This window comes from Limnohabitans sp. MMS-10A-192, assembly GCF_003063335.1.
Classification (GTDB): Bacteria; Pseudomonadota; Gammaproteobacteria; order Burkholderiales; family Burkholderiaceae_C; genus Limnohabitans_A.
The window spans coordinates 142,451-156,305 of record NZ_NERX01000008.1 but is presented as its reverse complement, the minus strand read 5'-3'; the positions used below and the strand labels follow the sequence as shown (position 1 = coordinate 156,305).

Below are 13,855 nucleotides of genomic sequence, written 5' to 3'. Positions count from 1 at the left end.
TATCGATCTGCGCCGCGATCTGCAGACCCCAAAAAAATAGCCAGTTTTAGCCGCCTTTTATTTGGTGAGTGATAAATATTTGCGAGTGGCGAAGTGAGTTGCATTGGTGGCTATGTAGAAGTAGTTGCAAGTGGCGAAGTTGCTGCATTGGGGACAAATGAGCAGCTCTCAATAGCAACCAAGCAACACCAGCAACCGAGTGACCAGCAACGCCTTTATGGCCTTCCTGCAACACAACGCAACTGCACCAGCCACTCACTGCAACTTAAAAGGAAAAACAAAAATGCAGAAACAACCAGAAATCGCAGTGCGTCTATACGAGAACGCCAAGTTCGGTACCACTTACGCAAAGGGCCTTTATCACTCAGCTGTATTTAACGCATCAGCCGATGTGCTCAATCCATCCGTCAAATACCTGTTGGACTTTTACACGCTTGAGCGTTGGCAGCACACAGCACGCACGGACGGTCAGATGGAGACACTGGACATTGTTGGCGAGAGCGAACTATCAGATGCACTGTTCAGCTGGATTCATCGCTATGACTGCGCCACCAAGGCCAAGACATTGGTTGATGGCTTTGCCAGTCTCGACCCCAGCACAAACAAGCTCAAGTTGTTGGTTGATGACAAGGGTATTGGATTGACTGAGGGTTGGACACTGACAGCCAAGGTTTGCCGTTCTGTGTATGGCAAAAAGGCACCCACGCTGTTAGCGACAAACGCAGACTTATCCGTGTATTGATGCACTGCTGATCAAGCAAAAAGCCCCACCTGCAAACATCGCAGTTTGGGGCTTTTTTGTGGCCGTGTGCTGCAACCACCAAGGCCAGGGATCTCCACATCCCGCAAAAACTGCGCACTTATTTTTTGACAGCAGCTATGAAGGTCTGGGCTGCACACAGCAAAGCACACACCTCAAATCAGCCCTACAGCGCACGATCAGAACTTGATTGCGTGCTGGGTAGTTGATCGGCCTGATCGCAGCTTGTAGGGCTTGCTGTTCAATCACGCCAAGCAAGTGGCACACACGCCACACGAATTTGCATAAATACAGGACCAAAGAGAACACACAGTCTCTTTTCGTTCTGCTGCAACCAGTTGATCTTGAACATCATTGCATCAAGAAGTGAGTTCTTGTGTTTTCGGTTGCTCAAACCCCGCAAAAGATCACACACTTAAAGCACGCAAATTATTTGGAACACCGAAATGCCACAAGCTAAAACACTCACCCCCGCAGAACTTGAACAAGTGCTGACCTACATCGACAGCAAACCCAACGCTATGCGCAATCGAGTGGCGCTGCTGCTGACTGTGTGGGCGGGATTGAGGGTTGGCGAAGTTGCTGGCTTGACCATTGCCGATGTGCGCAACGCTGATGGCACGGTGAAAGCTGAAATCTTCTTGGCTGCTGCCCGGGTCAAACACGCACACGCACGCACTGTCTATATCAATGCTCGCTTGCAGGCAGAACTGCAAGCCTATGTGACCAGCAAGAATTGGTATGCCGCCGATCAAGCACTGTTTTGCACACAGCACACGCCACGCAAAGGCTTTTCGGCCAACACGATGACACAGCACTTCCACTATCTCTACAAGCGTGCGGGGATTGAAGGTGCATCCAGCCATTCCGGTCGTCGCACCTTCATCACCACATTGGCAAATCGTGGCGTTAGTGTGCGGCTGTTGGCATCACTTGCAGGACACCGCAGCATTGCCACAACCCAACGCTACATTGATGTGAATGACGAGATGAAACGTCAGGCTGTGGAGCTCGTTTGATCAACCATTACTTTAAGTAATACTTTGCGGGATGCAGGGTGGCAGACCGAACTAAACTGCCGCACCAACTCTCAAAATGAGACTTAGGATGGTCACTCGTCCTCAAGCGCTTCCGTGTCCTTGCCTTCCAGCCTTTCGACCATCTTTAGTGCGGCCTCAAGATTTTTTGCAAAGTTTTTGGCGATTGCATTGATCACAAAATCCTCCGTGTCTTTGTCTGTTGGCAAGCAAGTCAGCATCCGCAGTTCGGCTAAGTTTGAGGGATTGCGTGGAACAGCAAACGCAGTGCTGACCGTGATGACATAGCCGTTTGGTGCTGTTTGCAAAACTTTGCCGCGAGGAATGTGCGCTGTGCCAAGTGGCTGCAGTTCCATTGCCTTCAAATACCGCCACGCCAACTCAGTGCCAGACTTCAGCGCTTCACGGTACAGCTTGGCCTTGTCTTGTTCGATTTGAGAGATCCGCAGCTTCTCAAGACCACCTTCTTTTTCCACATACGCAATGAATGCTGCTGGCTTGATCTTGGCTTCTTGCGCCGCTTCGATCGCACGACTGTACAGGTGAGCGGTCTTCGGTTTGACCACAAAGATCAGCCTGATCAACAAGCTGATATCGCTTGTATTCTTGTTGGTCTTGATGCCCTTTTTTTTCAAGTAATGACGAAGATGATCAAAGTATGTATCTCGGTACTTGTGCTGCTTGATCTCTTCGAACAGCTCATAAGTTTGGCCAAGATATTTGTAGAGCATCTCGGTCTCAAATGCAGCTACCTTTGCCGTGATGTTGGCAAAGTTTTTTGCAATCTTCGCCGCCTTATTGATGAGTGGCGTCATCTCATCATTGCGCTCTTCCTCGAAGCCCTTAGCCACAATGACATTGGCCGAAACAACGCTCGTGCTGGTCGTTGCGATGACAACAGATGATGAAGTTGCAGCGGTGATCGGCTGGCCTTTTGCTGCCTTGCTTGCACGAGGCTTGGCAACGGTCTGTTTGGTCGTTTTTTTGGCAGGTGGCATTGCTGTGCTTTCGACTGTTTGCAAACCATTACTTTAAGTAATACTTTGCGTATGTCTCCATTCTGCACCGACAACAGGTGGCAAGTTAGGCATTTTTTGTGCATCAAACCCCACTCAAAGCAGCCCTACACGCCAGCCACAAAAACGACCGGGCTTGAGGATAGCTTGATGATCTGACCGCCGCTTGCAGGGCTTGTGTTGCTGGCACCGTGATCTGGCCGACTACTGAGCAAGTTGCACACCGATCGCTAACAAGTTATCCACAGCTTTTCATCTAAGTGTTCGATGCCGAACGCTGCTTTCTTTAAGAAATGACCAGCTGCAGCAGCGTTACGGCAAGCTGCACTTGAGCTGTCGCTTAAAACGACAACACAGTGCCTGCGCTTTGTGCTGTTCGAGGCTCGACGCACAGGCGTAAAAAAACCCACCGTGTTGCCACAGTGGGTTTTTGACTTTTAAATCTTCAACTGGCTTGCGCCAGCGTTAGATCAGAAAGCGTGACGCACGCCGATGGCGGTACGTGTGCGAGTTGTTTCGCCGTTCACAGCTGTGTAGCCAGTGATAGCTGCAACGCCAGCTTTGTCGTCGATAGACTCATAACGGGCGTAAACAGCAGTGCGCTTGCTCAGAGCGTAGTCAGCACCCAATGCGACCAAGTCAGACTTCTGACCAAGAACGTTCTTCAAAGTACCGGCTTGTGCCATCACGGTTGTTGCACCCATTGTGTAGGCGGCAGAAACGGTGGTGTACTTGTTGTTAACGCTGTTTGTGTTGGTCTTGTTAGTCTGGTTCAACACGAACAATTTCACTGCGCCCATTGTGTAGTTAGCACCCAGGGTGTTCACAGTGGACTCAGTTGCGCCAACACCAGTACCAGTACCGGTGTAGTCTTGCTTCAGGTTGCTGAAGGAAGCTGCGATAGGACCGTTAGCATAGTTGACGCCAACTTCCTTGGTGCCTTGCATGTCATAAGCGCCGAAAGTGGTGCTGAAGTTCGTGTCAGTTGCAGCAGCTGTACCGCTCTTTGTTTGCTTGTTGGCATTGTACAAAGACACAGTGAAGCCAGAGAAGTTAGGCGAAACATACTTGACGGAGTTGTCAGAGCGAACGTTAGAAACAGTTTGTGCATCGTTCACTGCAGTGGCGCGGAAGCCGGAACCGATGCCTGTGCTGAAAGGCTGGCCAGTCAGGAAAGAGCCAAGCGTGTTGTAGTTCACAACGCCAGCGTCGATAGAACCGAAACCACCAGCCAAGCCAACGCGAATTTCGCCGTTGCCGAATGTGGAAGCAGCAGCGACAGTGCCGTCAGCTTTCTTGGCGCCAGTGTTGCCGTTGTTGGACACGGTGTTCCAGTCGGTTTCCACGCGGAAAGTGGCTTTCAAGCCGCCGCCCAGGTCTTCCGTACCGCGGAAGTTGATTTGGCTGGTCGAAGAACCGTTGTTGGCGATACCGCTAACACGAGTACCTTTGTAATCAGCCGACAAGAAGCCAGCGTCCATCACGCCGTCGATTTGAACGGAAGATTGAGCGAAAGCACCGGTGGCGGCCAAAGCAGCCAGAGCGATCAGAGTTTTTTTCATTGCAAGTTTCTCCAAGGTTAAACAAGGGTCCAGAGGATTTAGCCGATGTATGACACCAAACGCACTTCTGAGCCAACCCCCAATCAAGAAGGTTGTGGCTATTGCACCAGAGCAAATGGGCTTTTCCAAGACTTTTGAATAAGAAAAGGCCTTTCCGTTGCACGGATGCAACAAACATCAGGGTCAACCCTGTATTTATGGCAATTTTTCGAAAAATTTCCCAATCAATACAACAACTTCGAACGCGTATTGAATGCAACAGGCGATGTGAATTTCAGCGGTTTTTGGATATCCGTTTGATGCTTTGAATGATTTTGGAGGTGTCGTATTCGGGTTTGTCATGAGTAAACTCGGCCCATGAGCCTCAATGCCTTGATTCTTGCCGCCGACAGCGCCTTGCGCACCCTGTGGGCCGAACCCCGCGCCAGCCGCCCCACGCCCCAAGCGGCCACGGCCGAATTGGTGATGACCGACCCCGAACGCCGCGAAGCCGGTGCGCTGATGCGGGTGAACCATGTGGGCGAGGTGTGTGCTCAAGCGCTGTACACCGGTCAGGCGCTGGCGTCCAATGACCGCACTTTGCGCGCCAAGCTGGCCGAGGCCAGCCGCGAAGAGACCGATCACCTGGCTTGGACTGCACAGCGTTTGCAAGAGCTGAACGACCGCCCTTCGCTGCTCAACCCACTTTGGTATGCAGGGGCCTTTGCCATCGGCTATGCCGCAGGCAAGCTGGGCGGCGACCGGGTGAGCCTGGGCTTTGTGGTGGAGACTGAGCGCCAGGTGGAAGCGCACCTGCAAAGCCACATGGACAAGCTGCCTGCCGCAGACAGCGCCTCAAGGGCGATCGTGGCGCAAATGAAAGCCGATGAAATCGCCCACGCCCAAATGGCACAAAAGGCAGGCGCCGTGGAGTTGCCTGGTGCCGTCAAAGCCTTGATGCAGACCGCCGCCAAGGTGATGACGTCGGTGGCGCACCGGGTTTAAATCAACTTTGCCGCCAGGGCAGGCCACGCACGCGCCAGCCGCCCGTCAAGCCGCGGTGGGCGTTGGCATCGGGGTCGCCCTCGAAGCCTTCGAGGATGTTGTAGGCCTGCACGCCCAGCTCGGTGGCGCGTTGCGCCGCGGCAATGGAGCGCACACCGCTGCGGCACAGCAACACCAGTTTTTTACCGCCAGCGCCCAAGGCCTGGATACTCGCGTCAAATTCGGGGTTCATCGCCATGCCGGGCCATTGCTTCCAGGCCAGCGCATGCGCGTCGGGCACAAAGCCCACCCAAGCACGCTCGGCGTCGGTGCGCACGTCCACCAATTCGGCCTCGCCCGCTTGCACCCAGGCCCAGGCCAGTTGGGGGCTCACGTCACCGGCATAGCCTTGGGCGGGGCGTACCGTCATGTGGGCATCGCCACCGGCATCGTGGCGCAGGCCGGACACCCGGTTGGCGGGCACGGCTTCGTCAATGCGTTTGGGTTTGGGCAGGTTCAGGTTGTTCATGACGCTCACAAATTCAGCCAATGATTTGCCCGCAACGCGGGCGTTGTTTTGCTTTTCAGCACCGATGCTGCTGTGCGTGCGGCCTTGGTAGTCATGGCCAGGCCACACGGTCGTGTCGTCGGGCAAGGCAAACAGCACTTGGGTCAGGCTTTGGTACAGGGCTTCGGGGCTGCCGGACTGAAAGTCCGTGCGGCCGCAGCCGTTGATCAGCAAGGTATCGCCCGTGAACACATGGCGGTTTGACCCGTGTTGCCAGACAAAACACATGCTGCCAGCGGTGTGCCCCGGGGTGTGCAACGCCAACACGCTTTGCGCACCAAAGGTCAGCACTTGGCCGCCTTGCAGTTGCACGGCTGCGGTGCCGATGTCGCAGCCTTCCGGTGCGGCTGAGCGGGCACCCGCATGCTCGACCAGCAAACCGGCGCTGGTCACATGGTCTGCATGGGCGTGGGTTTCGATGGCCCAGCGCAAGGTCAGGCCGTATTCGCGCAAGACGTCCAGGTCGCGCTGCAATTGCTCGGCCACCGGGTCAATGATCAAGGCGTCGCGACTGGCTTCATCGAACAACACGTAGGTGTAGGTGGACGAAGCGGGATCAAACAACTGGATGGGGTTCACAACAACTCCTCAGGCAAATTTGTTCAGCATCTCGGCCACATGGCCGACAGACTGGTCGCCTTGCTCGATCATGCAGCCCACCATTGAGAAGAAGGACTTGTCGAGCGCCTTGTGAGCTGCAACCATTTGCTGGGAGATTTTCTTCTCGGGATCAGTGATGCGACTCATGGAGGGTTCCGGTCTAAGGTCCTGGCAGGATACGTCAAGCTTTGGGCTTTTTGGCAGGCCGCGCCCAATTGGCGATGCTCACTTGCTTGCCACGCGCCACGCTCAAAGCGCCGGGCTCGGTGCTCTTGGTGATGGTGGAGCCACCGCCCACGGTGCCGCCTGCACCAATGGTCACGGGGGCCACCAGGACGCAGTTGCTGCCGATGTGCACGTCAGCCTCGATCACGGTGCGGTGTTTGTTGGCCCCGTCGTAGTTGGCGGTGATGCTGCCCGCGCCGTAGTTGACGCGCTCGCCAACGGTGGCGTCGCCCAAATAGGCCAGGTGGTTGGCTTTGGCGCCTTGGGCCATCGTTGAATTTTTCACTTCCACAAAGTTGCCGATGTGGACTTCGGCCCCCAGCTGCGCGCCGGGGCGCAGGCGGGCAAAGGGGCCGATCAAGGCGCCCTCACCCACTGACACGCCAAGCTTTTCGCCATCGATGTGGGTGAAGGGGTGGATCACGGCGCCGGCTTCGATGCGGCAGTTGGCGATCACGCAGTTGGCGCCGATCTTCACGCCTTCGCCCAGACTCACGCGTCCTTCGAACACACAGTTGACGTCGATCTCGACGTCTTGCGCGCAGTCAAGCTGGCCGCGCAGGTCAAAGCGGCCGGGGTCTTTGAGGCGCACGCCTTGCTCCATCAGATGGTGGGCCTCGCGCAGTTGGTGGGCTCGCTCCAGCTCGGCCAGTTGCACGGGGCTGTTGATGCCGGCCACTTGCAGGGCATCGGTGATTTTGTGCGCCACCACGGACACGCCATCGGCCACAGCGAACTTGACCACATCGGTCAGGTAGTACTCGCCTTGGGCATTCTTGTTGTCCAGTCGGGCCAGCCAGGCTTTGAGCTGGCGAGCAGGCACGGCCATGATGCCGCTGTAGACCTCATTGATTTGGCGCTGCGCTTCGCTGGCGTCTTTTTGCTCGACGATGGCTTGCACTTTTGGGCCATCCCGCACGATGCGGCCGTAGCCGGTCGGGTCGGCAAAGTCGATGGTGAGCAGGGCCAGCTTGTCGCCGCCACATTGCGCGATCAGGGCCTGCAAGGTGTCGGCCTGGGTCAGGGGCACGTCGCCCGAGAGGATGACCACGATGCCGTCATCGGCCAGCGCGGGCAAGGCTTGCTGCACGGCATGGCCGGTGCCCAGCTGGGGTTCTTGGCGCACGCATTGCACCGCCAACACTTGGCCCGGCGCCAGCAGCAAGGGCTCGACCTGGTCCGCACCGTGGCCGGTGATGACCACCGCGGAACGAGCCTGCAGCTGCGCAGCGGTATTCAGCACGTGCTGCACCAAGGGCACGCCAGCCAGGCGCTGCAAGACCTTGGGCACACGGCTTTTCATGCGGGTGCCTTTGCCGGCGGCCATCACAACAACGTCTACGGGCTTGGAATCAACTCGGGTCATGTCCATCTTTCTCAGTCTGTCTGTTCGCGGAATGCGTCAATTATCGCCAGTCGCAGGACAGGTTCTGCGGTCTGTGCGCGCGCTCACCCTCACCCCAGCCAAGGCCACACATTTGGACTGACAATGGATGCCCATGCCGAAGCGCTCACGCTTGCAGGTCTTCAGGAGTCTCCATGTTGCGTTGCGTTTTTTTGCTGACTGTGCTGTGCTTGCAAGGCTGCAGCGCCATCAAGCTGGGCTACCAGCAGCTGCCCACCTTGTCTTTTTGGTGGTTGGACAGCTCGGTGTCGTTCAGCGATGCGCAAACCCCGCCGGCCAAGGAAGCACTGGCCCAGCTGCACCGCTGGCACCGCGCCGAAGAGCTGCCGCTGTATGCCGATGTGTTCAAACGTTTGGCCGTGCAAAGTGCCGAGCCCTTGCAGCCCCAGCAGGTGTGCAACGTGGTGAGCGAGGTGGACAAAGCGCTGGACCGCACGATGCGCAAGGCCGTGAATTTGGCGGCGCCGGTGGCCATGACTATGGGGCCAGAGCAGCTGAGCCACTTGGGCCTGCACTGGGCCAGCAAGAACCAGGACTGGGAAAAAGAGTGGGTGCAAGGCAGCGCCAGCGAGCGGCTGGAGCGCCGCGTGAGCAAGGCCGTGGATCGGTACAGCGATTTTTATGGGCCTTTGACCTCAACGCAAACCGCGATGGTGCGGGCGCAGTTGCAGCAGTCGGCTTGGACACCCGACTGGGGACGGCGTGACCGGCTCAGGCGGCACCAAGATTTGTTGTCCGCTTTGCAAAAAGCCTCACAAAGCAGCCCATCGGCCTTGCCCCAGGTAGAGGCCGATTTGTGGGGGGTATGGCAGCGCTGGATGGACCCACCGGACGCCTATGGCCGCGGGGTGATCCAGAAGCTGCGGTCGCAAGCCTGCGAGAACCTGGCCCAGCTGCACAACAGCACCACCCCCGAGCAACGCCTGCGCGCAGCCCGCAGGTTACGCGCTTATGAGCAGGATTTGCGGGATTTGATCAGGCCTTGATGTTCGCAATACCCGGTCAATCGCCATTCCGCCAATGACCTTGTCATCACGCAAACGACTTTGTCACCCCGCCAACGACCTTGTCACCCCGGACTTGATCCGGGGTCCATGTTGGTGCGGAGATGGATCCCGGATCAAGTCCGGGATGACAACTGTTTATCTGGATGACGACTGTTTATCTGGATGACAACTGTTCTTCTGGGTGACAGCTGTTCATCTGAAGGACAGCTGCTTACCTTAGTGACAGCCCAGTGCTTGGCGCGCGATCAGCTTTGCAGCGCTTTCCACATTTCCATGTCGCGCTCTGCCGTCCAGATGCGGGGGTTCTTGATGCCGCTGGCTTCGTCGTAGGCGCGGGTCACGTCAAACGGCAGGCAATGCTCGTAAATGAACACATGGCCGAACACCGGGTCCATGCTCTTGCGGGTGTGGGCCATGGCGGCTTTCAAGTCCATCTTGCCGGCCACGGCTTCTTTGCCCGCCTGGAACAAAGTGGTGACCCAGCGCTGGGTGTAATCCAAGGCCTTGTTGACGTTGGCGTTGCCCTTCATGGCTTCGCCGCGGCCGGGCACGATGAATTCGGCTTTCAGGGCGCGCAGGGCTTCGAGCGTGGCGGGCCACTCTTCGAGCTGGGCGTCACCGGTGTACACACCGGCTTCGTATTCGACCAAGTCGCCTGAGAACAGCACCTTCTCTTCTTCCACCCAGGCAATCGTGTCGCCGCGGGTGTGGCCAGGGCCTGGATGCCAGATTTGCACCACCACGCCGCCCAGGTTGATGCTGAGCTTACCGGGCACTTCGCCCTTGGTGGGGTTGCCGCCACCGACCACCATGGTGGGCCAGGTCAGGCCCGGGATGCTGTCGGCGCCACGGAACAGGCGCGGGAAACGCTCCATCTCGCTTTTCATGTCTTGCGCGCCACGCTCTTTGATCAGGTCCAATGTGCCTTCGCTGGCGATGATTTCGGTCGCGCCTTCGGCGGCGTAGGCGTATGCGCCCAACACACGCACCGCGTGGTAGTGGGTCAGCAGCACGTATTTGATGGGCAGGTCGCTGACGGTGCGGATTTTCTTGATCAGGTCTTGCGCCATGGCCGGGGTAGCGGTGGCGTCGCTGACCATGATGAAACGGTCGCCAATGATCACGCCAGAATTGGGGTCACCTTCGGCGGTGTAGGCCCAGCAGTGCGGGCTGAGTTGCTCGAAAGTGATTTTTTTCTCGGCCAAGTCGGCTTGGCTGGCGAAGGCCTTGGTGGGTGCTTTGGACATGGAAAGTTCTCCGGTCTGTGAATGGACCGAATTTTACCTAAACGAAATGCGTTACGTATTGGTAAATTGCATATTGCTCGCCAGGGGCTCAAAGAGTGTGTACTCCAACACAGCGGCGTTTGAAGCTCTTCACTCCTCGGGGCCGTGGTCGCAGACCTGCCCAAGGCAACCGGTTCAGCTCCTACAATGCTTTCATGAAAATCCTCTTCGTTGCCGACCCCCTCGAATCGTTCAAGATCTACAAGGACACGACCTTTGCCATGATGCGCGAGGCGCAAAAGCGCGGACATCAGGTGGTGGCGTGCGAGATGACCGATGTGCGCTGGCAACGCGGCGAGGCGGTCTCGGCCCTGGTGCGCGAGGTTCGGCTGACGGGCGATGCCGATGCCTGGTTTGTCGAGACCGGCAAACAACGTGCGGCATTGAAGGATTTTGGCGCGGTGATCATGCGCAAGGACCCGCCGTTTGACAGCGAATACTTCTACGCCACCCACCTGCTGAGCCAGGCCGAGCGCGAAGGGGCCAAGGTCTTCAACAGCCCGGTGGCGCTGCGCAACCACCCTGAAAAGCTGGCCATTTTGGAGTTCCCCCAGTTCATCGCGCCCACGCTGGTGACGCGCAACGAGGCGGACATCCGCGAGTTCCATGCCACGCATGGCGACATCATCTTGAAGCCCCTGGACGGCATGGGCGGCATGGGCATCTTCAAGGTGGGGGCCGATGGCCTGAACCTGGGCGCGATCATCGAGACGCTCAACCGTGACGGCGCACAAACCGTGATGGTTCAAAAGTTTTTGCCCGGCATTGCGCAAGGCGACAAGCGGGTGCTGCTGATCGGCGGCAAGCCGGTGCCCTTTTGCCTGGCCCGCATTCCGCAAGGCGGCGAGGTGCGTGGCAACCTGGCCGCTGGCGGCAAGGGCGTGGCCCAGCCGATTTCGGCACGCGACCGCGAAATTGCCGAAGCGCTGGGGCCGATCCTGATGGCCCGTGGCCTGATGCTGGTGGGCCTGGACATCATTGGCGAGAGCCTGACCGAGATCAACGTGACCAGCCCCACCTGCTTTCAGGAAATCACCGACCAGATGGGCTGCGATGTGGCGGCGCTGTTTGTGGATGCCATTGAGCAAGCCCTGGCGGCTTGAGCGGCGGCATGAGCGCGTCCCGTCATCGGGCCTTCATGCACACGCGCTAGGATCGGGTGGTTGACCGATTTTTTGAATACCCATGCATTCTTTTCCAATGAACCGCTTTGTACTGGGCTTGGGCCTGCTGGGCTTGGGCCTTTGTGCGTGGGCACAAGAAACAGAAAACACCTCGGCCCGCTACCAGAGCACCTACAACTGGCAGCAGCACCCCAGCTTTGGCAGCAGCGGCAGCACATCGGCCAACAGCCTGAGCGCGCAGCGCGAGAAGATGTACACCTTCTCCCTGACCGGCCATTGGGGCCTGCGCTTGGAGTCGGGCGCTGAGGTTTATGCCAACGTCGAGCTGGCCTCGGGCGTGCCCTTCACGGGCAATTTGGTGGGCTTGGGCAGCTACACCAACGGCGAAATCACCCGCGCTGGGGGCACCACGCCCAAGCCCTATTTGCAACGCCTGTTTTGGCGCAAGACCTGGAACCAGGGCGGCGACAAGGAGCAGATCGCCTCCGACTTCAACCAGATGGCGCAGCTGGTCGACAAGAACCGCTTCGTGATGACGGCGGGCAACTTCTCGACACTGGACGTGTTTGACGACAACGCTTACGCCAAGGACCCGCGCACCCAGTTCATGAACTGGAGCCACTGGACGTATGGCGCTTTTGACTACGCGGCCGATGCGCGTGGTTTTGGCTGGGGCGTGGCCGGCGAGTGGTACCAAGGCGACTGGGTGTTTCGCGCAGCGCGCATGACGGGCCCCAAGAAGCCCAACGAGTTGCAGGTCGACACCGACTTGCTGCGCCACTACGGCGACCAGGTCGAGGTGGAGCATGCCCACACGCTGATGAACCAGCCGGGCAAGCTTCGTGTGCTGGCCTGGCGCAACCGTGCGGTGACGGCCAGCTTCAAGGATGCGACCGCCTACTTGCTGGCCAACCCCGGCAGCAACCCGCAAGCGTTTTTCAATGTGCGTCAGGGCGAAAAAATCAAATACGGTCTGGGTGTGAACCTGGAGCAAGCCTTGAGCGACCAGGTGGGTGTGTTCTTGCGCGCCATGAAAGCCGATGGCCGCACAGAGACCTATGCCTTCACCGAGATCGATGCTTCTCTGTCAGCGGGTGTGCGCGTCAACGGCGCCGCCTGGCAGCGCGGACAAGACAGCGTGGGCCTGGCTTTCATGGAAAACCGTTTGTCTCCCGATCGCCGCAACTACCTGGCGGCCGGTGGCATGTCGTATTTCATTGGCGATGGCCAGCTGCAATACAAACCCGAGCGCGGGCTGGAGACTTTCTACAGCTGGGGCATCAACCGCCACACCTGGCTGACCGCCGACTACCAGTACATCCAGAACCCCGCCTACAACGCACTGCGCGGGCCGGTGCATGTGTACGCGTTACGGATGCATGCGCAGTTTTGATGAATGACCATAAAAAATCCCTCCGAAGAGGGATTTTTTCATCGTGCTGTCCTGAGGATCAGGATGGGCGCACAAATACCTGGGTCACGAATTCGTTGGTTCCTGTGCGTTTCATCCACACAGCACGTTTTGTCACGGTGCCTTGAGGCGTCGCTTCCAGTGGGAAACTGATACCGCTGTATGCCGTCTCGTCACTGCCGCAAACGTAGGTCACGTTCACATTGACCACCGCCTTTTCACGCGCTGTCACAGCACTCCCGGACTTGATGGTGCAGGGACTTTGACCTTGCACGGTCTTAGTTCCTGACAACACACCTGTTGATGAGACTGCCCATGCATAAGAAACCGTCAGGGTCGTATTGCTGTCCACCGGATTGGGGATGATTTCAGCCAAGGTCCATGTGGTGTTCCAGTCCGTCACGCTGTTGAGCTGTGCCGTGGTGCTCCACAACGTATCCAGTGCCGTGGTGTAAGTGGTGCCGAAATCAAACACTTGCTGACCCGACGTTGCAGACTTGGGCAAAGTCAAGGACTTGCCAGTTGTTGCTGCCGCCCACCCCGCCGACGAATACGACAGCTCGGTACCCTGGCTGGTCACAAAGTTCTCACCAGATGCCGCAACAGCCCCAGTGAACATCTTCGAAGTGCCTGCCGCTGTGTTGTAGGTCCAGCCCCAGACATCACCGCCGCTACCAGCAGTGGTGACCACACCAATGAACTTGGTGGTGGACGTGCTGTTGTCTGTTTTGTTCCAGATGCCGGGTGCCAGAACGGCAGTTGGCGCCGGTGCGGGGGTTGATCCGCCACCCCCACCTCCGCACGCGGTCAAGACCGAGAGCAAAGCCAAAGCGCTGAACTTCATGGACAGTTTGATTGTGTTTTTCATCTTTGATTCCTTTATCTGTCTAG

12 protein-coding genes and 2 pseudogenes are annotated in these 13,855 nt (G+C 57.7%); 6 read left to right on the top strand and 8 right to left on the bottom strand.

Features of this window, described 5'->3' with window-relative positions; all coding sequences use genetic code 11:
• Positions 1 to 199: 199 nt before the first annotated feature.
• Both B9Z43_RS17090 and B9Z43_RS15200 read left to right on the top strand, forming a co-directional pair.
• Positions 200 to 742 carry a hypothetical protein gene (locus B9Z43_RS17090; RefSeq protein WP_146183939.1) on the top strand — a complete coding sequence of 181 codons (543 nt, stop codon included), beginning with the start codon at positions 200 to 202 and terminating at the stop codon, positions 740 to 742.
• Between the two features lie 464 nt (positions 743 to 1,206).
• The gene (locus tag B9Z43_RS15200) at positions 1,207 to 1,779 is read left to right on the top strand and encodes a site-specific integrase (protein ID WP_108326802.1); all 573 of its coding nucleotides are present in this window, start codon (positions 1,207 to 1,209) and stop codon (positions 1,777 to 1,779) included.
• 92 nt (positions 1,780 to 1,871) lie between these two features.
• Here the strand turns inward: B9Z43_RS15200 and B9Z43_RS15195 are convergent, their stop codons facing one another.
• Both B9Z43_RS15195 and B9Z43_RS15190 read right to left on the bottom strand, forming a co-directional pair.
• Complete coding sequence (locus B9Z43_RS15195; protein WP_146183938.1) at positions 1,872 to 2,819, bottom strand: hypothetical protein; 948 nt, start codon at positions 2,817 to 2,819, stop codon at positions 1,872 to 1,874.
• Between the two features lie 464 nt (positions 2,820 to 3,283).
• On the bottom strand, positions 3,284 to 4,375 hold the full coding sequence (locus tag B9Z43_RS15190; RefSeq protein WP_108326800.1) for a porin: 1,092 nt from the start codon (positions 4,373 to 4,375) through the stop codon (positions 3,284 to 3,286).
• A 357-nt stretch (positions 4,376 to 4,732) separates the two neighbouring features.
• Between B9Z43_RS15190 and coq7 the strand changes: the two genes are divergently transcribed.
• A complete protein-coding gene (gene coq7 / locus B9Z43_RS15185) occupies positions 4,733 to 5,359 on the top strand; it encodes a 2-polyprenyl-3-methyl-6-methoxy-1,4-benzoquinone monooxygenase (protein WP_108326799.1) in 627 nt (208 codons plus the stop codon).
• Between the two features lies 1 nt (position 5,360).
• Here the strand turns inward: coq7 and B9Z43_RS17575 are convergent.
• The 4 genes and pseudogenes from B9Z43_RS17575 to glmU all read right to left on the bottom strand — a co-directional run bounded on the left by B9Z43_RS17575 (position 5,361) and on the right by glmU (position 8,097).
• A pseudogene (locus B9Z43_RS17575) lies at positions 5,361 to 5,788 on the bottom strand (rhodanese-like domain-containing protein).
• Positions 5,789 to 5,792: 4 nt separating this feature from the next.
• A pseudogene (locus B9Z43_RS17570) lies at positions 5,793 to 6,485 on the bottom strand (MBL fold metallo-hydrolase); the annotation flags it as partial.
• Positions 6,486 to 6,494: 9 nt separating this feature from the next.
• Positions 6,495 to 6,653: a hypothetical protein gene (locus B9Z43_RS17085; protein WP_233250103.1), complete on the bottom strand. Its 159-nt coding sequence runs from the start codon at positions 6,651 to 6,653 to the stop codon at positions 6,495 to 6,497.
• A 34-nt stretch (positions 6,654 to 6,687) separates the two neighbouring features.
• The gene (gene glmU, locus B9Z43_RS15175) at positions 6,688 to 8,097 is read right to left on the bottom strand and encodes a bifunctional UDP-N-acetylglucosamine diphosphorylase/glucosamine-1-phosphate N-acetyltransferase GlmU (protein ID WP_369910386.1); all 1,410 of its coding nucleotides are present in this window, start codon (positions 8,095 to 8,097) and stop codon (positions 6,688 to 6,690) included.
• Positions 8,098 to 8,270: 173 nt separating this feature from the next.
• Between glmU and B9Z43_RS15170 the strand changes: the two genes are divergently transcribed.
• Entirely contained in the window at positions 8,271 to 9,122 is an 852-nt protein-coding gene (locus B9Z43_RS15170; RefSeq protein ID WP_108326796.1) for a DUF6279 family lipoprotein, read from the top strand.
• A 266-nt stretch (positions 9,123 to 9,388) separates the two neighbouring features.
• Here B9Z43_RS15170 and B9Z43_RS15165 read toward each other — a convergent pair whose 3' ends face one another.
• Complete coding sequence (locus B9Z43_RS15165) at positions 9,389 to 10,390, bottom strand: MBL fold metallo-hydrolase (protein WP_108326795.1); 1,002 nt, start codon at positions 10,388 to 10,390, stop codon at positions 9,389 to 9,391.
• A 194-nt stretch (positions 10,391 to 10,584) separates the two neighbouring features.
• Here B9Z43_RS15165 and gshB point away from each other — a divergent pair, with 194 nt between their 5' ends.
• The gene (gshB, locus tag B9Z43_RS15160; protein WP_108326794.1) at positions 10,585 to 11,532 is read left to right on the top strand and encodes a glutathione synthase; all 948 of its coding nucleotides are present in this window, start codon (positions 10,585 to 10,587) and stop codon (positions 11,530 to 11,532) included.
• Positions 11,533 to 11,614: 82 nt separating this feature from the next.
• Positions 11,615 to 12,946: a carbohydrate porin gene (locus tag B9Z43_RS15155; protein ID WP_108326793.1), complete on the top strand. Its 1,332-nt coding sequence runs from the start codon at positions 11,615 to 11,617 to the stop codon at positions 12,944 to 12,946.
• 58 nt (positions 12,947 to 13,004) lie between these two features.
• Here B9Z43_RS15155 and B9Z43_RS15150 read toward each other — a convergent pair whose 3' ends face one another.
• The gene (locus tag B9Z43_RS15150) at positions 13,005 to 13,832 is read right to left on the bottom strand and encodes a hypothetical protein (RefSeq protein ID WP_108326792.1); all 828 of its coding nucleotides are present in this window, start codon (positions 13,830 to 13,832) and stop codon (positions 13,005 to 13,007) included.
• Positions 13,833 to 13,855 lie beyond the last annotated feature (23 nt).